The sequence below is a fragment of the Micromonospora lupini genome (assembly GCF_026342015.1).
Lineage (GTDB): Bacteria > Actinomycetota > Actinomycetes > Mycobacteriales > Micromonosporaceae > Micromonospora > Micromonospora lupini_B.
Map to the genome: position 1 here is coordinate 784,019 of NZ_JAPENL010000002.1, position 21,016 is coordinate 805,034.

Annotated in this window: 18 protein-coding genes and 1 pseudogene; 11 read left to right on the forward strand and 8 right to left on the reverse strand. The window is 71.5% G+C overall.

Annotated elements, in window-relative coordinates:
- Positions 1-579 (reverse strand): TetR/AcrR family transcriptional regulator, encoded by a 579-nt coding sequence (locus OOJ91_RS18520; protein WP_266246575.1) that lies wholly within the window; start codon positions 577-579, stop codon positions 1-3.
- A gap of 1,107 nt (positions 580-1,686) precedes the next feature.
- Between OOJ91_RS18520 and OOJ91_RS18525 the strand changes: the two genes are divergently transcribed.
- Positions 1,687-2,340, forward strand: coding sequence for an NADPH-dependent F420 reductase (locus OOJ91_RS18525; protein ID WP_266246577.1), 654 nt, complete (start codon positions 1,687-1,689; stop codon positions 2,338-2,340).
- A gap of 61 nt (positions 2,341-2,401) precedes the next feature.
- Here OOJ91_RS18525 and OOJ91_RS18530 read toward each other — a convergent pair whose 3' ends face one another.
- Both OOJ91_RS18530 and OOJ91_RS18535 read right to left on the reverse strand, forming a co-directional pair.
- Entirely contained in the window at positions 2,402-3,085 is a 684-nt protein-coding gene (locus tag OOJ91_RS18530) for a response regulator transcription factor (RefSeq protein ID WP_039906992.1), read from the reverse strand.
- A gap of 23 nt (positions 3,086-3,108) precedes the next feature.
- Complete coding sequence (locus tag OOJ91_RS18535; RefSeq protein WP_439117118.1) at positions 3,109-4,368, reverse strand: sensor histidine kinase; 1,260 nt, start codon at positions 4,366-4,368, stop codon at positions 3,109-3,111.
- A gap of 224 nt (positions 4,369-4,592) precedes the next feature.
- Between OOJ91_RS18535 and phoU the strand changes: the two genes are divergently transcribed.
- The gene (gene phoU / locus OOJ91_RS18540; protein WP_266246581.1) at positions 4,593-5,246 is read left to right on the forward strand and encodes a phosphate signaling complex protein PhoU; all 654 of its coding nucleotides are present in this window, start codon (positions 4,593-4,595) and stop codon (positions 5,244-5,246) included.
- Between the two features lie 53 nt (positions 5,247-5,299).
- On the opposite strand, the gene OOJ91_RS18545 is transcribed toward phoU, so the two are convergent.
- Positions 5,300-6,067, reverse strand: coding sequence for a phosphoglyceromutase (locus OOJ91_RS18545; RefSeq protein ID WP_007465667.1), 768 nt, complete (start codon positions 6,065-6,067; stop codon positions 5,300-5,302).
- A gap of 153 nt (positions 6,068-6,220) precedes the next feature.
- Here OOJ91_RS18545 and OOJ91_RS18550 point away from each other — a divergent pair, with 153 nt between their 5' ends.
- Positions 6,221-7,504 carry an MDR family MFS transporter gene (locus OOJ91_RS18550; RefSeq protein WP_266246583.1) on the forward strand — a complete coding sequence of 428 codons (1,284 nt, stop codon included), beginning with the start codon at positions 6,221-6,223 and terminating at the stop codon, positions 7,502-7,504.
- A 118-nt stretch (positions 7,505-7,622) separates the two neighbouring features.
- Entirely contained in the window at positions 7,623-8,903 is a 1,281-nt protein-coding gene (locus OOJ91_RS18555) for an MFS transporter (protein WP_266246584.1), read from the forward strand.
- A gap of 395 nt (positions 8,904-9,298) precedes the next feature.
- Here the strand turns inward: OOJ91_RS18555 and OOJ91_RS34415 are convergent.
- The 3 genes and pseudogenes from OOJ91_RS34415 to mshA all read right to left on the reverse strand — a co-directional run.
- A pseudogene (locus OOJ91_RS34415) lies at positions 9,299-9,703 on the reverse strand (hypothetical protein); the annotation flags it as partial.
- Positions 9,704-10,592: 889 nt separating this feature from the next.
- Positions 10,593-11,108 (reverse strand): YbjN domain-containing protein, encoded by a 516-nt coding sequence (locus tag OOJ91_RS18570; protein WP_266246589.1) that lies wholly within the window; start codon positions 11,106-11,108, stop codon positions 10,593-10,595.
- Positions 11,109-11,186: 78 nt separating this feature from the next.
- Positions 11,187-12,551 (reverse strand): D-inositol-3-phosphate glycosyltransferase, encoded by a 1,365-nt coding sequence (mshA, locus tag OOJ91_RS18575; protein ID WP_266246591.1) that lies wholly within the window; start codon positions 12,549-12,551, stop codon positions 11,187-11,189.
- A 204-nt stretch (positions 12,552-12,755) separates the two neighbouring features.
- Here mshA and OOJ91_RS18580 point away from each other — a divergent pair, with 204 nt between their 5' ends.
- Entirely contained in the window at positions 12,756-13,520 is a 765-nt protein-coding gene (locus tag OOJ91_RS18580) for an SDR family oxidoreductase (protein ID WP_266246592.1), read from the forward strand.
- Between the two features lie 16 nt (positions 13,521-13,536).
- Positions 13,537-14,325 (forward strand): class I SAM-dependent methyltransferase, encoded by a 789-nt coding sequence (locus tag OOJ91_RS18585; protein WP_266246593.1) that lies wholly within the window; start codon positions 13,537-13,539, stop codon positions 14,323-14,325.
- A 13-nt stretch (positions 14,326-14,338) separates the two neighbouring features.
- On the opposite strand, the gene OOJ91_RS18590 is transcribed toward OOJ91_RS18585, so the two are convergent.
- Positions 14,339-15,421 (reverse strand): UDP-N-acetylmuramate dehydrogenase, encoded by a 1,083-nt coding sequence (locus OOJ91_RS18590; protein WP_266246594.1) that lies wholly within the window; start codon positions 15,419-15,421, stop codon positions 14,339-14,341.
- Between the two features lie 69 nt (positions 15,422-15,490).
- Here OOJ91_RS18590 and OOJ91_RS18595 point away from each other — a divergent pair, with 69 nt between their 5' ends.
- The 5 genes from OOJ91_RS18595 to OOJ91_RS18615 all read left to right on the forward strand — a co-directional run bounded on the left by OOJ91_RS18595 (position 15,491) and on the right by OOJ91_RS18615 (position 21,003).
- Positions 15,491-16,249, forward strand: a complete 759-nt coding sequence (locus tag OOJ91_RS18595) for a maleylpyruvate isomerase family mycothiol-dependent enzyme (protein ID WP_266246595.1) — start codon at positions 15,491-15,493, stop codon at positions 16,247-16,249.
- A gap of 176 nt (positions 16,250-16,425) precedes the next feature.
- Positions 16,426-17,733, forward strand: coding sequence for an ABC transporter substrate-binding protein (locus OOJ91_RS18600; protein ID WP_266246596.1), 1,308 nt, complete (start codon positions 16,426-16,428; stop codon positions 17,731-17,733).
- A gap of 71 nt (positions 17,734-17,804) precedes the next feature.
- Entirely contained in the window at positions 17,805-18,797 is a 993-nt protein-coding gene (locus OOJ91_RS18605; protein WP_266246597.1) for a carbohydrate ABC transporter permease, read from the forward strand.
- Positions 18,794-19,627 carry a carbohydrate ABC transporter permease gene (locus OOJ91_RS18610; RefSeq protein WP_266246598.1) on the forward strand — a complete coding sequence of 278 codons (834 nt, stop codon included), beginning with the start codon at positions 18,794-18,796 and terminating at the stop codon, positions 19,625-19,627. The genes OOJ91_RS18605 and OOJ91_RS18610 overlap by 4 nt, the downstream gene beginning before the upstream one ends.
- Positions 19,624-21,003 (forward strand): GH1 family beta-glucosidase, encoded by a 1,380-nt coding sequence (locus OOJ91_RS18615; protein ID WP_266246599.1) that lies wholly within the window; start codon positions 19,624-19,626, stop codon positions 21,001-21,003. Before OOJ91_RS18610 ends, OOJ91_RS18615 begins: the two co-directional genes overlap by 4 nt.
- Positions 21,004-21,016 lie beyond the last annotated feature (13 nt).

The window sequence follows — 21,016 nt, forward strand, 5'->3', positions numbered from 1 at the left end:
TCAGCGCAACGCCGCGTCGACGAGCGTGCGGGCGCTGCGCCGGGCCGCGTCGGCGGTCACCGGGTCGCCGTCCAGCACACCGCCGGCGAGCCCGCCGTCGAGCAGCAGGGTGAGCTGCCGGGCGAGCAACTCCGGGTCGGGCGCACCGGCCTGCCGGGCCAGCTCCGTCACCCAGGCCCGGACCACGGTCTTGTGCTCGACCGTGCGAGCGTGCACCGCCCCGCCGGCCGGTGACTCGGCGGCCGTGTTGATGAACGCGCAACCGTGGTAGCCGTCCCGCCGACAGGCGCCCGCCAACGCGTCGAACATCCCGACCAACTGGTCGCGCGGCTCGTCGCCGGCATCCCGGGCCGCGGCGCGCAGCGCGCCGAACCACGCCTGGTCGACCCGGTCGAGGTACGCCAGCACCAGGTCGTCCTTGCGCGGGAAGTGCTTGTAGAGCGTCGCCTTGGCCACGCCCGACTCGGCGATGACCGTGTCCACCCCGACGCCCCGGGGCCCGTGGGCGTAGAAGAGCCGGAACGCGGTCTCCAGGATCCGGTCCCGGGCCGAGCCGGCCGGTGTGCGCTGGGCAGGCATCGGCACTCCCTCGTGGTGCTGGTGGCGGGCCGATTCTACAGACAGCTCCGTCTACTGCCGCCGCCCGAGCCCCCTGCCCCCGCGGCGGGGCCGCCCGGCCTCGACGAGTACCTGCGTCCGCGACATGGCGATGCCGGCACCCCGGCCGACGTCCCCAGGGGCAACTCCCACTGCCTCCATGCTGCCTCCATGCTGCCTGCGTGCTGCCTGCAAGCGCCGCAACACCCCGTCGCCAGCAGCCGCCGGCATGGGTCGCAATGCCTTTGGAGCTGAGAGCTCCGACGTCATCGGCAGATCATTCGTCCGGACATCCGGTGGATCACACATCCGAGATCCAGGCCGAATGACCTGTCCACGATCAACGACAAATGCTGGGTCCGCGATCAACGCCGGACGACCGGTCCACGATCAACGGCGGACGACCGGTCCACGATCAACGGCGGACGACCGGTCCACGATCAACGCCCGAGGACCGGTCCACCATCAACGCCGGAGGACCGGTCCACCATCAACGGCCGACGGCTTGATTGGGATCAGCGACTGATTCGTTTGCGGCATCAGCTCCAAAGGCACAGCAGCATGCCCGGCCGACAGCGGCCCGGAATCGGCCGGGAATCGGCCGGGCCGGGCCAAGCCGGCCGGGCCGGGCCGGGCCAAGCCAAGCCGGCCGAGCCGGGCCGAGCCGGGCCGAGCCGAGCCGAGCCGAGCCGAGCCGAGCCGAGCCGAGCCATGCCGAGCCGAGCCGAGCCGGGCCGAGCCGAGCCGGGCCGAGCCGAGCCGGGCCGGGCCGAGCCGGGCCGGGCCGAGCCGAGCCGAGCCAAGCCGAGCCAAGCCGAGCCGAGCCAAGCCGAGCCGAGCCGGGCCAAGCCGAGCCAAGCCGAGCCGGGCCGGGCCGAGCCGGGCCAAGCCGAGCCGGGCCGGGCCGGGCCGGGCCGGGCCGGGCCGGGCCGGGCCGGGCCGGGCCGGGCCGGGCCGGGCCGGGCCGGGCCGGGCCGGGTCGCAGGCCACCTCCGGAGACGCCAGGGGCAGCGGGCAGACAGACCTGTCTGTTAGCCTGCTCGCAACCGGCGCGACGCCACTCCGCGCCCGAGTGGAGGATCGATCGACATGCGCATCGCAGTTCTCGGCACCGGCTCGGTCGGCAGGACCATCAGCGCCCGCGCGGCGGAGCTGGGCCACCAGGTCACCATCGGCACCCGGGACGTCGCGACCACCCTGGCCGGCGACTACGCCGCCTGGACCGCGGAGCACCCCGAAGTGGGCCTGGCAACCCAGGCAGACGCCGCCGCAGGCGCCGAGCTGGTGGTCAACGCCACCAGTGGCAGCGGCTCCCTGCCGGCGCTCACCGCGGCCGGCGCGGCGAACCTGGCCGGCAAGGTTCTGCTCGACATCGCCAACCCGCTCGACTTCAGCGCAGGCTTCCCGCCCACCCTGACCGTGCCGGACACCGACTCCCTCGCCGAGCAGATCCAGCGGGAGTTTCCGCAGGCCAGGGTGGTCAAGTCACTCAACACGCTGACCGCCGAGCTGATGGTGCGCCCGCGCCGGCTCGCCGACGGCGCGCACAGCGTGTTCGTCTCCGGCGACGACGCGGAGGCCAAGCGGATCGTCACCGGGCTGCTCGTCAGCTTCGGCCACACCGATGTGATCGACCTCGGTGACCTCTCCACCGCTCGCGGCACCGAGATGCTGATGCCGCTCTGGTTGCGGCTCTACGGCAGGCTCGGCACCGCCGACTTCAATTTCAAGGTCGTCCGCTGAGCGGACCCCGACAGCCCGAAGGGGGCCCACGCCGAGCGTGGGCCCCCTTCGGATCGGCCGATCACGGCTCGAACTTGTACCCCAGGCCCCGCACCGTGACGATGAAACGCGGCGCCGACGGCTCCGGCTCGATCTTGGAGCGCAGCCGCTTGACGTGCACATCAAGCGTCTTGGTGTCGCCTACGTAGTCGGCGCCCCAGACCCGGTCGATGAGCTGGCCACGGGTCAGCACCCGGCCCGCGTTGCGCAGCAGCAGCTCCAGCAGCTCGAACTCCTTGAGCGGCAGCTGCACGGCCCCACCCTCGACGGTCACCACGTGCCGCTCGATGTCCATCCGGACCGGGCCCGCGGCCAGCGTCGGGGCGCCCGCCTCGGCCACCTCCGGGCTCTGCCGGCGCAGCACCGCGCGGATCCGCGCGACCAGCTCCCGGGGAGAGTACGGCTTGGTGACGTAGTCGTCGGCGCCGATCTCCAGGCCGACCACCTTGTCGATCTCGCTGTCCCGCGCGGTGACCATGATGATCGGTACGGCCGAGCGCTGCCGGAGCTGCCGGCACACCTCGGTCCCCGACATCTCGGGCAACATCAGGTCGAGCAGCACGATGTCGGCGCCGGTTCGGTCGAACTCGGTGAGGGCATCGGTGCCGGTCGCGGCGACCGAGACCTCGAAGCCCTCCTTACGGAGCATGTACGACAGGGCGTCGGAGAACGACTCCTCGTCCTCGACCACCAGAACGCGGCTCAACGGGGATTTCCTTTCCATTGCTGTCAGACCTGCCGAAGCTCGGCCGGACCGGCCTCGATCCCAACCGGCGGCAGTGTCGCCAGCAGGTCGTCAGGTGGGCTGGCGGGCAACCGTAGGGTGAACGTCGATCCACCCCCAAGAGTGCTCGACACCTCCACCCGACCGCCATGGTTGCTCGCGATGTGTTTCACGATGGCCAGGCCGAGCCCGGTGCCACCGGTGGCGCGCGAGCGAGCCTGGTCGGCCCGGTAGAACCGTTCGAAGATCCGGTCCACGTCCGTCGGGGCGATGCCGATGCCCTGGTCGGCGACCGCGACCTCGACATGTTCGTCGTCCCCGCGGAGGGTGACCCGCACGGTGGTGTCCTCGCCCGAGTAGTTGATGGCGTTCTCCACCAGGTTCGCCACGGCCGTGGCGAGCTGACTGTCACTGCCGTACGCGGTGAGACCGCGCTGGCCGTCGACCGTCACCTCGACCCCCCTGGCGGCGGCCGTGGTGCGGGTGCGGTCGACCACCTCGGCGATCACCCAGTCGAGCGCGACGGGCTCCGGTGGCGGCTGCGGCTCGGCGCCCTGGAGCCGGGTCAGCTCAAGCAACTCCTGCACCAGCCGGCCCAACCGGGTCGACTCGTGCTGGATCCGTTCGGCGAACCGGCGGGCGGCGACCAGGTCCTCGGAGAGGTCGGGTACCGCCGCGTCGGCCGGCTCGGTGGCGTCCAGCAGCGCCTCGGCGAGCAGTTGGAGCGCGCCGATCGGTGTCTTGAGCTCGTGGCTCACGTTCGCCACGAAGTCACGTCGGACCCGGGTCAACCGGTGCGACTCGGTCACGTCGACCGCCTCCACGGCGATGAACCCGTTCCCGATACTCATGGCCCGCAGGTGCACGCCCAGCGGGTTCTCCCCCGCGCTGTCGCGACCCCGCGGCAGGTCCAGCTCGATCTCGCGCCGCACGCCGGTGCGCCGCACCTGGCCCGCGAGGGTACGGATCAACGGGTGCGCGGCGATCGAGCCCGGGGTGCTGCCGGTACGCAGCAGACCCATCGCGCGGGCGGCCGGGTTGATCAGCACGGGCACGTCGTCGTTGTCCAGTACCACGACACCGGCCCGGAGCGAATCGATCGTCCGGCGGCCGAGCCCGGCCTGCTGCTCGTCGGCTATCGCGGGCCTCCCCCTGCTCCAGCGGGAGCTCGCGCTGCCCGTCGACGTGGAGCGGCCGCGCGCCGGCAGGAACCGGGGCAGCAGGAGGCCGACGACCAGTCCGGTCGCCAACGCCACGGCCACCACGACCGCCACCGCCCACTCCACCCGGCGATCGTAGGGTCATTGTTAACCTGGCTACCACACAGAACGGGACGAACCACCCGCACTTTCGGAAGTGTTCACCCCCACGTCTGGAGTCGTTCACCGTGGTTCATCCGGGATCCGTTCGCGCGCCCTACCGTTGGCGTCGCACCTGCTCAACCCCTGCGCCGACACCCGTCGGCGGCGACCGACCACAGGACGTGATGATGCGCGACGAGTTCCGGGCCGACCTCCAGATCGTCAGCCAACTGCTGGTGGACATGGCGGAGGGCGTCCGCGCTGCCATGCGCCAGGCCACCCGGGCCCTGCTCACCGCCGACCGGCAGGCCGCCGAGACGGTCATCGAGCGGGACGCCGAGATCGACGACCTCTACCGGCACGTCGAGGAGCGGGTGTGTGACCTGCTCGCCCGGCAGGCGCCGGTCGCCTCCGACCTGCGTGCCATGATCACCGCGCTGCACGTGGCGGCCGACCTGGAGCGGATGGGCGACCTGGCCGACCACGTGGCGAAGACGGCGCTGCGCCGCCACCCCTCGCCCGCCGTACCTGCCGAGCTGCGGACGATCTTCACCGAGATGGCCGACATCGCCGACCGGATGGCGGTGAAGATCGGTTCGGTGCTGGCCAAGCCCGACGTCGACCTGGCCGGCGAGCTGGACCGGGACGACGACGCCATGGACGAGCTACACAAGAGCCTGTTCGCGGTGCTGCTCGGCGACGACTGGCCGTACGGGGTGGAGACCGCAATCGACGCCACCCTGCTGGGCCGCTTCTACGAACGCTTCGCCGACCACGCGGTAAACGCCGGCGAGCACGTGATCTACCTGATCACCGGGGAGAGTACGCCCACCGGCAACTGACAGACGTCAGAAAGGGGGCCCCTGCGTCGCAGGGGCCCCCTTTCTCTGCTCTCTCAGCGGCCCTGGTTGGCGACCGCGGCGGCGGCTTCCTTCGCTGCCGTCGGGTCGAGGTAGGTGCCGCCCAGGGTGAGGGGGCGCAGCTGCGGGTCGAGGTCGTAGCGCAGCGGGATGCCAGTCGGGATGTTGAGCTTGGCGATCGCCTCGTCGGAGATCTGGTCGAGGTGCTTCACGAGGGCGCGCAGCGAGTTGCCGTGCGCGGCCACCAGTACCGTCCGGCCGGCCAGGATGTCCGGCACGATCGAGTCGTACCAGTAGGGCAGCATCCGCTCGACGACGTCCTTGAGGCACTCGGTACGCGGCATCAGCTCGGTCGGCAGCAGCGCGTAGCGCGGGTCGCCCACCTGCGACCACTCGTCGTCGTCAGCGATCGGCGGCGGCGGGGTGTCGTACGACCGGCGCCAGAGCATGAACTGCTCCTCGCCGTACTCGTCGAGGGTCTGCTTCTTGTTCTTGCCCTGTAGGGCGCCGTAGTGCCGCTCGTTGAGCCGCCACGACCGACGCACCGCGATCCAGTGCCGGTCGGCGGCGTTCAGCGCCAACTCGGCGGTGCGGATCGCCCGGCGCATCACGCTGGTGTGGACGACGTCCGGCAGCAGGCTGTGCTCGCGCAGCAGCTCCCCGCCGCGCCGTGCCTCGCCCTCGCCCTTCTCGGTCAGGTCGACGTCCACCCAGCCGGTGAAGAGATTCTTGGCGTTCCAGTCACTCTCGCCGTGCCGCAGCAGGACCAGCGTCCCGACGGTGGGCCCCTCGCTCGCAGTCATGCGGATCATCCTGCCTCAACCCCGTACCGGACACGCGGGCACCCGTCGTGACGACCACCACGTGAAAAAGCGAGTGACCTGCGAATCCGGCCGCCACTAGGGTTGTAAGGCGCTGTAGTCACATCGGTCATTACTTGCAAGCGGGGGCACCACGTGCGGACGATGCGGAGCTGGTTTCGGGACACCACAGGCGGACTGCCGGCCACCTTCTGGTACCTGTGGTCGGGCACCCTGATCAACCGGCTCGGCTCGTTCGTCCTCGTCTTCCTCGCCATCTACCTGACCCAGGAACGGGGCTTCTCCGCCTCGCAGGCCGGTCTGGTGATCGGCCTCTGGGGCGTCGGCGGGGCGTTCGGCACCACTGCCGGCGGCACCCTGGCCGACAGGTGGGGGCGGCGGCCGACGCTGCTCACCGCGCATGTCGGCGCGGCGGCCATGATGCTCGCCCTCGGGCTGGCCCGTGACCTCTGGGCGGTGGCGCTTGGCGCGCTGCTGCTCGGCATGTTCGCCGAGGCGGCCCGTCCGGCGTTCGGCGCCATGATGATCGACGTGGTGCCGGCCAAGGACCGGCTGCGCGCCTTCTCGCTCAACTACTGGGCGATCAACCTGGGCTTCGCCTGCGCCGCCGTCCTCGCCGGTCTCGCCGCGCAGGCCGACTACCTGCTGCTGTTCGTCGTCGACGCGGGCACGATGCTGATCACCGCCCTGATCATCTTCGCCCGGGTGCCGGAGACCCGCCACGGCGGCTACACGGTCGCGGCGACCACGGCCCCGCGCGGCGCCCTGCGCACGATCCTCACCGACCGGGTCTACCTCGGCTTCGTGGCGCTGAACCTGCTCGCCGCGATGGTCTTCCTCCAGCACATCTCGATGCTGCCGATCGCGATGGGTGACTCCGGCCTCAGCCCGGCCACCTACGGCTCGGTGATCGCGCTCAACGGCCTCCTCATCGTCGTCGGCCAACTCTTCGTGCCCCGGCTGATCCGGGGCCGGAACCGCTCGTACGTGCTCGCGCTCGCCGCAGTGGTGATGGGTGTCGGGTTCGGGATGACCGCGTTCGCCGGCAGCGCCTGGTTCTACGGGCTGACGGTGCTGATCTGGACGCTCGGCGAGATGCTGAACTCGCCGTCCAACTCCACGCTGATCGCCGAGCTGTCCCCCGCCGAGCTGCGCGGTCGCTACCAGGGCGTGTTCGGGCTCTCCTGGCAGATCGCCGGGGCGAGCGCCCCGATTCTCGGCGGCCTGGTACGGGAGCACGTCGGCAACGCCGCGCTGTGGTTCGGCTGCGCCGTGATCGGCGTACTGACAGCCGTGGCCCACCTGGCGTCCGGTCCCGCGCGGGAGCGGCGGGCCGTCGCGCTGCGTCACGCCGCCGACGCGTCCGCACCTGTCGGTACCCGCCCCGCGGCGCCGCAGCCCGCCGAGGCGGCAGCCTGAAGCAAGGCGCGACCACTGAGACGTACGGCTCATGATCGGGGAACCGACTGGCGCGACCCGGCCCGACTTCCTACCGTCCAGGAGAAACGGTTAAGAAACTGAACTGTCGGGAGGTCGGATGCACGCCCTGCGGCGCTTGTGGCACGACACCGCGGGCGGGCTACCCGCCACCTTCTGGTACCTCTGGGCAGGACTGCTGATCAACCGCGCGGGCGCGTTCGCCATGCTCTTCCTGTCGCTCTACCTCACCGACGCCCGAGGCGCCAGCGAGTCGACGGCCGGCATGGTGGTCGGGGCGTACGGCGCCGGCGGGGCGGTCGGCGTGCTGCTCGGCGGGGTGCTTGCCGACCGGTGGGGTCGCCGGGCCACCCTGCTCGCCGCCCACCTGGCCACCGCCGCCCTCATGGTGGCGCTGGCCTTCAGCCGGCCCCTCCTGCTGATCGCGGCGCTGTCCGCGCTTGTCGGCGTGGTGCACTCGATGCCCAGCCCCGCCTTCGTGGCGGCGATCGTCGACGTGGTGCCCGCGCAGCGCCGCTCACGCGCGTTCAACCTCCAGTTCTGGGCGTTCAACCTGGGCATGGCGGTCGCGTCGCTGCTCGCCGGGGTGCTGGCCGAGGCGAGCTTCACCGCGCTGTTCCTGGTCGACGCCGCCGCCACCCTTACCGCCGCCGCAGTCATCGGCGCGAAGGTGCCGGAGACCCTGCGACAGGCCACTGGCGTCCCGCCGGCCGACCCCTCGACGGCCGCTCGCTCCCGTCGAGAGGGGCTGCACACCGCGCTCACCGACCGGACCTTCCTGGTCTTCGTCGGGCTCACCTTCGTGCTGGCCGTCCTCACCCTGCAGACCTCGACGATCATGCCGCTGGCGATGCGCGCCGACGGGCTGGGACCGTCGGCGTACGGGGCGGTGGTGGCACTCGGGGGCGCGCTGATCGTGCTGGGGCAACTGTTCGTGCCCCGGCTGATCGACAGGCACCGCAAGGACGTCGTGCTGGCCGCCTCCACGGCCCTGCTGGCGATCGGCTTCGGCGTGCTCGCCGTCGCCGACGACCTGGGCGTCTACCTCGGCGCGGCGGTGGTCTGGACGGTCGGCTCGATGCTGGCCGCGCCGCCCAACGCGCAGATCAACGCGGATCTGGCACCGCCGCAACTGCGTGCGCGGTACCAGTCGGTCTTCTACCTGACGTTCCCGGCCGCGGCGTTCGTCGCCCCCACGCTGGGCGGGGTGAGCCTTCAGCACCTCGGCGACCGGCACTGGCTGATCGTGGGCGGGCTGGGCCTGCTGGCCGCGCTCGGGCACCTGCTGGCCGGGCCGGCCCGCGACCGGCACGTCGCCGCGCTGCGCCGGGCCGCCGGCCGGGAGCCGACGCCGCGCGTGGACCGCGTCCAGACCGGTTGATCGACCGTACGACGGGGTTGATCGACCGTACGACGGCAAAGCGCCCACCGTGTCCCGAAGGTCATGGTGGGCGCTCGCCGGTGGGGCCGGCGGCGGCGGGCAACACTCACCCCCGTAAGCATCGCCCGCTCGCGCCGCCGGTCCAAACAGGTGGGCACCGTCCCCCAACGGTTGGTCCACCCGTCCCATCGCGCCTCGCCTGGTGCGCGGATCTGATCGATCCGCCGCTCCCCCGAACGTTTCCAAGCGTGGCGCGGTGCAATAAAGCTAGTTCGGCCGGATTCTGGATTCAACCCAGATGGGCTGTCTCGCCGGTCACAACTGGCGAGTATCCCCAGCTCGGGCCTCGGTCTGTGGCAACAGCCGGGTACCCGTCGCGCATTCCCGCAAACACGTCAGCCGTCCTCACGATCGGGTGACTCCGTCCGGAAGAAGTTGCTCTGCCGGCCGTCGCGCAGCTGCTCCTGATAGATCAGGTTGAGCCGGCGCAGATCGAACGTGTAGAACCAGTCATCCCAGGTGATCTCACGAATCCGGCTGCTTTCCCGGTATCCGGGGATGTTGAAGGTCAACACTCCGGCCCGACCGTCCCGCTCGGTGCCCGCGATGGTCGCCGGCTTCGCGCCGCGCTCCGCCGCCCAGTGCTTGATCACCTCGTGATTCGCGGTGATGAGGCTTCGTCCAGGCCGCTCCGGCCGGTCCGCGATCGACGAGATCACCTGCGAGCTGCGGACCGACCGTCCGGTGCCCCGTCCGGTCCGGATCCCACCGGCCGCCATCCCGCCGGTAGCCGTACCGCCGGTCGCCGGCCGGCTCGCCGTGGCCCGCTTGGCAGGCGTCGCCCGCTTGGCCGTGGCTCGCTTGGCGGGAGCCGACCGCTTGGCGGCCGGTCGCGACGACGCCTTCTTCGCGGGCGCCTTCCGTGCCGGCGCGGTACGCGCGGACGTCGACGTCCTGCGTGCGGCTGTCGACTTCGCCGCCGGTGTCGTCTTCTTCGCCGCAGCCGTCTTACGGGCCCCCGTCGACGTCCGTGCGCTTGTCGTCCGCTTTGTGGCGGTCGCCTTGCTCGCGGCGGTCGTCTTCTTGGCGGCGGTGGTCCGCTTCGCGGCGGTCGTCTTCTTTGCTGCGGCCCGCTTCGCGGGAGCGCTCTTGTTCGCGGGCGCGGCCTTCGCGCGACTCGGTACCGCCCTCGACGCCGACTTCTTCGTCGCGGCGGCCCGACCGGCCGACGCCCTGGTGCCGGCGGCCCGACCGGCCGGTCCGGTGCTGCGCCGGCCCGCGCCACCGGCGTCGGAACGCAGCGAGCGCACCAACTGTTTCACCAGGTCGGGCTTACGCAACGCGGAGATCCCGGAGACCCCGCGTTTGCGCAACTGCCCGCGGATGTCGTCCACCCGCATCCGGGAGATCTCCGACTCGGAGACCCCGGGAGTAGCCGGGCTCTGGTTGCCTGCCTGCCGTTTGGTCCTTGTCGCAGTCCCGCCGCGACCTGAGCTGTTCCGCTGAGCCATGGGACGCTCACGCTCCTCGACACTCCGTCCTCGGCGCGCGGGGGTCCCTATGCCGCACCGCGCGGTGCGGCATACCCGTCAGGAGCAGTCCGAACCTCCAGCAACGCACCAGCTCGAACCGACGTCCGAGCACGCCGCAAGCCGGCCGGCGACGCAGGGTGGGAGGGCCGGCAGGACGTCAGGCGGTGTCGGGGCCCGCCCCGGACGGCTCGAAGAGGTGGGCGAAGGCGGCCAGGTTCGCGGTCGACTCGCCACGCTTGACCCGCCACTCGTACTCGCGCCGGATCGAGCTGCCGAAGCCGATCTCCAGCATCGTGTCGAAGGACTCGTCGGAGTAGGTGAGCACCGAACCGAGCAGCCGGTCCAGCTCGTCGGCGTCCACACCGGCCGGGTTGACCCGCCCGGTCAGGTACACGTCGCCGACCGCGTCCGTGGAGAAGGAGACGCCGTACATCCGGGCGTTGCGTTGCAGCAGCCAGGCCCACAACTCCTCGCGCCGCTCGTCGGGCTGGCGCATGACGAACGCCTCGATCCGCAGCGCGTGCTCACCGACGATCAGGTTGCAGATCGTCTTGAGCTTGTGGGTGCCCGGCAGGGTGACCGCGTACGAGCCGGGCCCGGTCGACTCCCAGGCCAGGTCACGCTCGGCACAGACCGACTCGATCAGGGTCGCAAGATCGCTCTTCGGGCTCACCGGACCCACTCTACGACCGCCCCGGCCCACGCACCGGTTGACGACCGCCGCGCGGTCACCACCGGCACGACCGCGCGGTCACCAGGAGCAGGAGAGGGCGGGGCCTCCGGCCAGGTCGGCGGCGAGGCGGGCCCGGCGCGCGGCTATCGCCTCGCCGTAGACGTCGAGCAGGTCCGAGACGGTGCGGTCCCAGGAGAAGTGTCGGGCGTGCTGCGCGGCGCCGCGGGACAACCTGTCCCGCAGCGCACGGTCCGGCAACAGGCGGCCCAGGGCGCGGGCCCAGTCCACCGGGTCGTGCCCGTCGATGAGCACCCCGCTGGCCTGGTCCCGGACGGCGGTGACCAGACCGCCGACGGCGGCGGCCAGCACCGGCGTACCGCAGGCCTGGGCCTCCAGGGCGACGAGCCCGAAGGATTCGTTGTGTGACGGCACCGCGACCAGGTCGGCGGCCCGGTACAGGGCAGGCAGGTCGTCGCCGGTACGCGGCGGCAGGAAACGGACCCGGTCGGCGACCCCGAGCGTCGCGGCCAGCTCGATCAGGGCGGTCGGCCGGTCCAGCCCACTGCCGCTGGGTCCGCCGCAGATCACCACTGTCACCTCGTCGGCCAGGGCCGGATCACGCTCGCGCAGGGCGGCGATCCCGCGGATGAGCACGTCCGGCGCCTTGAGTGGTTGGATCCGACCGACGAAGGCCACCACGTACCCGTCGACCGGCAGCCCCAGCCGGCGGCGGGCGGCGCGGGCGGCCGCGAGCCGGTCGCCAGGCGCGGGCCGGAACCGGGCCAGGTCGACGCCCGGCTGCACGACGGAGACCTGGCCGGGGTCGGCGTCGTACCGCTCGACGAGGTCGCGGGCCTCCACCCGGGTGTTGGCGACCAGCCGGTCGGCCTCGGCGACGACCTGCTCCTCGCCGATCACCCGGGCCTTGGGTTCCGGCCTGTCGTCGGCGGCGAGTTGGGCGTTCTTGACCTTCGCCAGGGTGTGCGCGGTGTGCACGAGCGGCACTCCCCAGCGCTCCTTGGCCAGCCAGCCGACCTGGCCGGACAGCCAGTAGTGGGAGTGGATGAGGTCGTAGTGCCCGGGTGGGCGGGACGCCTCGGCGCGCAGCACCCCGGCGGTGAAGGCGCAGAGCTGGCCGGGCAGCTCCTCCTTCGTCAGCCCTTCGAGGGGGCCTGAGGTGATGTGCCGAACCTGCACGCCGGGGGCCATCTCGACCACCGGGGGGAGATCACCCGAGGTGGCCCGGGTGAAGATCTCCACCTCGACGTCGGCCTCGGCGAGCCGCCGGGCGACCTCCAGGATGTAGACGTTCATTCCGCCGGCGTCGCCGGTGCCGGGTTGGTGCAGCGGCGAGGTGTGCACCGACAGGGTGGCGATGCGGCGGGGCCGGGGCCACGGTCGGGCACCTCGCTGACGACCAACGCCGGTGTGCAGTTCCGCCACGTCCGCTCCTTCAGTCACGGTTAATGCCGTCTCGCACGACCGGCGCTTCTCGCTCAACCTGTACGCCGGATGTCATCTTCCCCATCGGGCAACGGAAATGCCTCGGCGCGGCCGGCCGGGGTGACGGACCTCATCAACAGACGGCCCGCGGCGAACCCCGCGCCCGATCGGAGGGCTCCGGACGGCCGGGGCGACAATGACGCAATGACCTCTGTCGCCATCGTCACCGGAGCGTCCAGCGGGATCGGGGCGGCCACCGCCCGCCGGCTGGCCGCCGAGGGTTTCCACGTCCTCGCCGCCGCCCGCCGCGCCGACCGTCTCGCCGAGCTGGTCGCCGAGATCACCGCCGCCGGCGGGCAGGCCACCGCGGTGACCTGCGACGTCACCTCGGACGAGTCGGTGGCGGGGCTCGCCGAGGCTGCCGCGCGGGCACCCGGGACGGTCACCCTCCTGGTCAACAACGCCGGCGGAGCGCGCGGGCTGGACCCGGTGGAGTCCGGCTCGGTCGCCGACTGGCAGTGGATGTACGACGTCAACGTGCTCGGCACGCTGCGGGTCACCCAGGCGCTGCTGCCGGCGCTTGAGGGCTCCGGTTCCGGCACCGTCGTGGTGGTCTCCTCCACCGCCGGTCTGACCGTGTACGAGGGCGGGGGCGGCTACACCGCCGCGAAGCACGCGCAGACCGCCATCGCCGGCACGCTCCGCCTGGAGCTGTGTGGCCGGCCCCTGCGGGTCATCGAGATCGACCCCGGGATGGTGAAGACCGACGAGTTCGGGCTGGTCCGCTTCGAGGGCGACGCCGAGCGGGCGGCTGCCGTCTACGCCGGGGTGCCGGGACCGCTGGTCGCCGAGGACGTGGCCGACTGCATCGCCTGGTGCGCCACCCGTCCCGAGCACGTCAACATCGACCGGTTGGTGGTCCGGCCACGGGCGCAGGCGGCGCAGCACAAGGTGCACCGGGTCTCCTGAGTCGGGGACAGGACCCATGAACAGGGCTCCACGACGCCTGCCGCTCGGCGTGGTCACCCGGGGCACCACAAACCCGAACCGGCTGCGCCGGGTGGACAACTGGATCGTCGCGACATGCGCCGACCGGCTGCGGGCGGCGGCCGATCCGCTCGTGGTGGACCTCGGGTACGGGGCCACGCCGGTGACCGCCGTGGAGCTGCGGGCCCGGCTGGCCGCCGGGGTCCGTCGGGACGTACGCCTGGTCGGGCTGGAGATCGACCCGGCGCGGGTGGCCGCCGCGACGCCTGCCGCCGACCCGCCCGGCCTGATCTTCGCCCGGGGTGGCTTCGAGCTGGCCGGGCTCCGGCCGGTGCTGGTCCGCGCGTTCAACGTCCTGCGGCAGTACGACGAGAGCGAGGTGCCCGACGCCTGGCGCACGATGACCGCGGCGCTCGCCCCGGGTGGGGCGCTCGTCGAGGGCACCTGCGACGAGCTGGGCCGGCTGGCGAGCTGGCTGCTTGTCGACGCGGACGGCCCGCAGACGCTCACCCTCGCCGCGAAGCTCACCACGCTGGGCAGTCCCGCCGAGTTGGCCGAGCGGCTACCCAAGGCGCTTATCCACCGCAACGTCCCGGGCGAGGCGGTGCACGACCTGATCCGGGCCCTGGACGATGCCTGGCAGGCCGCGGCCCCCTACGCCACCTTCGGCCCGCGCCAGCGTTGGCTGCGGGCCGTGGGCAGGCTCAGAGACGACGGCTGGCCCGTACGTGACGGCCCACACCGCTGGCGGCACGGCGAGTTGACCCTCCGCTGGCCGTTGCCCTGACGTGCGGTGGGGGTCAGAGGGCGCAGTTGATCAGGACCGGCTCGGGGTGCAGGGTCACACCGAGGCGGGCGTGCACGGTGTCACGGATGGTGCCGGCGAGGGTGAGCAGGTCGCTGGTGCTGGCCGTGCCGCTGCGGTTGGTGAGGGCGAGGGTGTGCTTGCGGGAGATGGCCACGCCGTCCGGGCCGGGGTGGCCCTTGGTGAAGCCGGCCCTGTCGATGAGCCAGGCCGCGCTCACCTTGACCAGGCCGTCCGCCCCGGGCCAGGAAGGGGGCTCGCCCAGGTCGGCGGCGCGCTCCCGGAGCAGCTCGTACGTCGCCCGGTCGAGCACCGGGTTGGTGAAGAAGGAGCCGACCGAACGCGTGTCCGGGTCGGTGGCGTCGAGCACCATGCCCTTGCCGGCGCGTAGCCGCAGCACCGTCGCCCGCGCGTCGGCCAGCGGCACCCGCTCGCCCACCTCGACGCCGAGCGCCCGGGCCAGCTCGGCGTAGCGCACCGGGCCGGACAGCGGCGAGCGGGTGAGCCGGAAGTCGACCGAGAGCACCACCCAGCGGTCCTGGTACTTGAAGATGCTGCCCCGGTAGGCGAAGCCGCACTCCGCCGCGGGGATGACCCGACGGGTGCCGTCGAGCCTGTCGTACACCTCGACGCCGGTGATCGTCTCGGCGACCTCCTGGCCGTACGCACCGACGTTCTGGATCGGGGTGGCGCCTGTCGAGCCGGGGATGCCGGAGAGACACTCCAGGCCCGCCCAGCCGTTGCCTATCGTCGTGGCGACCAGGTCGTCCCAGGGCTCGCCGGCCTCGACGCGTACGGTGACGGACTCGGCGTCCTGGGCGAGGACCCGAAGGCCACGGGAGCGCACCAGTACGACAGTGCCGGGGAAGCCGGCGTCGCCGATCACCACGTTGCTGCCGCCGGCCAGGACCAGGATCGGCCCGTCGGTGGCCTGGACCGCCCGGATGATCTCGTCGGCGCTTGTCGCGGCCACGATCCGCTCGGCCGGCCCGCCCATCCGTAGCGTGGTGTAGCCGGCCAGTGGACCGGGGATGGCACGATCGGCTTCGGTTGTCGGCTGGGCGTAGGCGTCTGACACGTCTTTCACCTTAGGCTGATGGGCAGCCGTGGCACCTACTGGTGGCCCGGCACCCCCGGGAGGATGGCGATGAGCAGACTGCAGGGCAGCAAGGATTTCTGGATTGGGGCGCTCCGGGCTGAGGGCCCGGCGTTCGCCGCGGCGGTCGCCGAGGCGCCGCCGGAGACACCCGTGCTGTCCTGTCCGGGCTGGACAGTCAATGATCTCACCCTGCACCTCGCGGGCATCTACCACTGGGTTTATTCGTTCGCCGGGTCGGGGCAGACGGACGCGCCGCCCCGCCGGGACACGTCCGTGGCACCCTCGGGCCTGAGCGCGCTCCAGCTCTGGCAGCAGGGGTACGACCAACTGATGACCCTCTTCGAGGGTCTCGACCCGGAGGCGCCGGCGTGGAACTGGGCGCCGCAGCCGAAGAAGGCCGGCTTCTGGCCGCGCCGGATGGCGCACGAGACGGCGGTGCACCGCTGGGACGCCCAGCTCGCCATCGCCGCCGGTGAGCCGGTCGAGGCCAAGCTCGCCGCCGACGGGGTGAGCGAGGTGCTGGACACCTGGTTGCCGGCCGGCCGGCGGCAGCGCAAGGGCGACTGGCACGGGGTGGTGCAGCTCGCGGCGACGGACGCGGATCAGGAGTGGTATCTGCGGCTGCGCGGCGAGGGGGTGGCCCTGCTGGACACGGCGACCATCTTCGACCACGACGATCACCACGCTCGTGCGCAGGTCAGCGGCACCGCGAGCGATCTGCTGCTGGCGCTCTGGGGCCGGGTCAGCTTCGAGACCCTCGACGTCACGGGCGACCGCGCGCTGCTCGACGGCCTGCGTACCGGCTGACCGGATCGACTCGACGAGGGCGTCATCCCCACCGGGGTGACGCCCTCGTCGCGTGTCCGGTGGCGACCGGAGAGAGCGCTCTCTTGACAGCGACGCATCGACGCACCACCCTGGCGTGAGAGCGCTCTCTTGGCCTTCTGCCACCACCTGACCACCTTGAGAGAGGTCAATATCCGATGGCTGTCCTTCCGCGCCGCCGCCTCGCCGCAGTGGCCCTCGCCGCCACGACCGCCCTGCTCGTCACCGCCGGCTGCGGCGGCGGTGACGACGCCGAGGCCGACGGGCCGATCACACTTACCGTCGACGTCTTCGGCCAGTTCGGCTACGACCAGCTCTACCAGGAGTACATGGCCGCGCACCCCGACGTGAAGATCGTCGAGCGGGGCACCGGCAGCAACCTCGACGAGTACTCGCCGAAGCTGACCCAGTGGCTCGCCGCCGGCCGGGGCGCCGGTGACATCGTGGCCATCGAGGAGGGCCTGCTCGTCGAGTACAAGGCGAACCCCGGCAACTTCGTCAACCTGCTGGACCACGGCGCCGCCGACCTCAAGGGCAACTTCCTCGAATGGAAGTGGAACGCCGGCCTGACCGCCGACGGCAAGCAGCTCATCGGCCTCGGCACCGACGTCGGCGGCATCGCCATCTGCTACCGCAAGGACCTCTTCGAGAAGGCCGGCCTGCCCACCGAACGGGACGCGGTCTCGAAGCTCTGGCCGACCTGGCAGGACTACATCGCCACCGGCGAGAAGTTCGTCGCGGCCAAGACCGGGGCGTCCTTCCTCGACGCGGCCACCAACACGTTCAACACGATCCTGTTGCAGACCGCCGGCAACACCACCGGCTACAGCTACTACGACACAAGCGGCAACGTCGTCGTCGACAGCAACCCGGCGGTACGGCAGGCCTGGGACACCACGATGGACATCATCGATTCGGGCCTCTCCGGCAGGTACGGCTCGTGGTCCGAGGAGTGGGTGTCCGCCTTCAAGCAGACGAAGTTCGCCACCATCGCCTGCCCCGCCTGGATGACAGGAGTCATCGAGGGCAACGCCGGCCCCGCCGCCAAGGGCAAGTGGGACATCGCCCGGGTGCCCGGCAGCGGCGGCAACTGGGGCGGGTCGCACCTCGCCGTGCCCAAGCAGAGCAAGCACCAGGCCGAGGCCATCGAGCTGGCCACGTTCCTGACCAGCGCCAAGGGCCAGATCGGCGCGTTCAAGGCCAAGGGCCCGCTGCCCTCCTCGCCCCAGGCGCTCGACGACCCGGCGATCGCCGGCTCGACGAACGCGTACTTCTCCGGTGCGCCCGTGGGCGCGATCTTCGGCACCGGCGCGAAGAGCCTGAAGCCTGTCTACATGGGCCCCAAGAACCAGGCCGTCCGCACCGAGGTGGAGAACGCCGTACGGACTGTCGAGCTGGGACAACGCAGCCCCGCACAGGGCTGGACGGACGCGGTGACAAACGCCAAGAAGGCCGCCGCCAAGTAGCCCGAGCCAGCGTGCGGGCGGGCTCCGTGCACCGGAATCCCGCCCGCACGACGGAAAGGAGTCCTGAGGGCATGACCGTCCAGCTCGACGCCCGCCCCCCTGCCGCACCGGCGGCCGGGCACCAACGCCTATCGTCGGGTCGGCTCAGCCGGCTCGACACCCGCCTCTCGCCGTACCTCTACATCGCCCCGTTCTTTCTGCTCTTCGCGGTGTTCGGGGTCTACCCGCTGGCGTACACCTTCTGGGTCTCGCTGCACGACTGGGACCTGCTCGGCACCGACCACCCGTTCGTCGGCGCGGAGAACTACACCCGGCTGCTCGCCGACGTCGACTTCTGGCACGCGCTCGTCAACACGCTGGGCATCTTCGTGATCTCCACCGTGCCGCAGCTACTCGCCGCGCTGTGGTTGGCCAACCTGCTGAATCGGGGGCTGCGGGGGCGTACGGGCTGGCGGATGGCGGTGCTCGTCCCCAACGTCACCTCCACCGCCGCCGTGGCGATCGTCTTCGGGGTGCTCTTCGGCCGCGAGTTCGGCATGGTCAACTGGCTGCTCGACCTGGTCGGCATGGACGCGATCGAGTGGAAGTCCAACCGGGTCGCCTCCTGGGTGGCCATCTCGGCAATGGTCGACTGGCGGTGGACCGGCTACAACGCGCTGATCCTCCTGGCCGCGATGCAGGCCATCCCCCGCGACCTGTACGAGGCGGCGGCGATCGACGGCGCCAACCGGGCCCGGCAGTTCTGGTCGGTCACCGTGCCACTGCTCAAACCGACGATCATCTTCTGCACCATCATCGCCACCATCGGTGGACTTCAACTCTTCACCGAGCCCCGGATGTTCCACTCCGGCACCAACCCGATCCGGGGCGGACCGCTGCGCGAGTCGCAGACCCTGACCATGTACATGTTCGAGAACGCCTTCGCGCCGCACTACAACTTCGGTTACGGCTCGGCGGTGGCGTGGCTGCTCTTCGCGCTCATCGCCCTCGTCGCGGCGGTAAACGTGCTGGTCCTGCGCCGCCTCGGCGGCGGGGCCGGCCCACGGAAGGGAGCCACCCGATGAGCCGGCTCTGGCGGGCGAGCCCGCTCACCTACCTGGCCCTGGTGTGCGCCGCCGTCCTGTCGATCTTTCCGATCTGGTGGATGTTCGTCGTCGCCAGCCGCACCAGCGACGCGATGGGCCAACTGCCGCCTCCGATCACACCCGGCAACAATCTGGGCGCCAACATCGCCCGGCTGTTCGACAACACCGACGCGTACTTCCTCATCGGCCTGATCAACTCGGTGGTCGTGGCCACCACGGTCACCGTGTCGGTGGTGTTCTTCTCCAGCCTTGCCGGATTCGCCTTCGCGAAGCTGCGCTTCCGGGGCCGCAACGCGCTGCTGTTGGTGATCATCGCGACCATGATGGTGCCGACGCAGCTCGGCGTGATCCCGCTCTACCTCCTCATGACGAAGTTGCAGTGGAACGACCGGCTGCCCGCGGTCATCGTCCCGGTGCTGGTCACCGGCTTCGGGGTGTTCATGATGCGGCAGTACGCCGGCCAGGCCATCAGCGACGAGCTCATCGAGGCCGCCCGGATGGACGGCTGCGGCACCGCGCGGATCTGGTGGCACGTGGTGCTGCCGGCGCTGCGCCCGGCCGCCGCGGTGCTCGGTCTACTCACGTTCATGACCACCTGGAACGACTTCCTGTGGCCGTACGCTGTGCTGAACGACCCGGCGAACCCGACCGTTCAGCTCTCCCTGCGAGCGCTCTCCGACGGGTATTACCAGGACATGTCCCAGGTGTTCACCGGGACGGCCATCGCGACGCTGCCCCTGTTGCTGGTCTTCGTGCTGTTCGGCCGCCAGATCATCGGCGGGATCATGGAAGGTGCGGTCAAGGCGTGAATGAGATCCGGTTTCCTGAGCACTTCCTCTGGGGAGCGGCCACCGCCGCGTACCAGATCGAGGGCGCGGCCCGCGACGACGGTCGCGGTCCGTCCATCTGGGACACCTTCTGCCGTACGCCAGGCAAGGTGTACCAGGGTCACACAGGCGACGTCGCCTGCGACCACTACCACCGGTCCGCCGACGACGTGGCGCTGATGGCCGAGCTGGGGATGCGGGCGTACCGGTTCTCGGTCGCCTGGCCCCGGATCCAGCCCGACGGCAGCGGCCCGGTCAACCCGCGCGGGCTGGACTTCTACGACCGGCTCACCGACACGCTGCTCGCCCGGGGCATCGACCCGATCGTCACCCTCTACCACTGGGACCTGCCGCAGAGCCTGGGCGACCGGGGTGGCTGGACCAACCGGGACACCGCCGAGCACTTCGCCACGTACGCCACCGCCGTGTACGCCCGCCTCGGCGACCGGATCGACGTCTGGACGACCCTCAACGAGCCGTGGTGCTCGGCCTACCTCGGCTACGCCAACGGGGTGCACGCGCCGGGCGAGCAGGACCCCGCGGCGGCCTTCACCGCCGTACACCATCTGCTGCTCGGGCACGGCCTGGCGGCGCGGGCGCTGCGCGCGGCCGGCGCCCGCAGCGTCGGCATCACCGTCAACCCGGCCGACGTACGACCGGCGGACCCGCAGAGCGCGGCCGACGCCGCCGCCGTCCACCTGGTCGACGGCCTGCACAACCGGATCTTCCTCGACCCGCTGCTGGCCGGCGGCTATCCCGACGACGTACGCGAGCACGTGGCCCGCATCGTCGAGCCGACGTTCATCCGCGACGGCGACGAGAAGGTGATCGCCGCCCCGATCGACCTGCTCGGCATCAACTACTACGCGCCCACCTACGTCGCCGGCCGCCCCGACGGCGACGGCGACGGCGCCTACCCCGGGACCGGGGGCGCTGTGCACTTCCTGCCGCCGGCCGGGCCGCTCACCGACATGGGCTGGATGATCGAGCCGTCCGGGCTCACCCGTCTGTTGGAGCGGATCGCCACCGACTACCCAGGCGTGCCGCTGATGATCACCGAGAACGGCGCGGCGTTCCCCGACAAGGCGGGCACCGACTCGCCCCACGGGCCGGCACAGGTGATCGACAACGACCGGATCGCGTACCTCGACGGGCACCTGCGGGCGGCGCACGAGGCGATCTCCCGGGGCGTGGATCTGCGCGGGTATCTCGTATGGTCATTCCTGGACAACTTCGAGTGGGCGGAGGGTTACCGCAAGCGGTTCGGGATCGTGCACGTCGACTACCTGACCCAGCGGCGCACACCGAAGGCCAGCGCCCGGTGGTACCAGGAGGTGATCTCCCGGAACGGGCTGTGACGAGCGGGGGAAA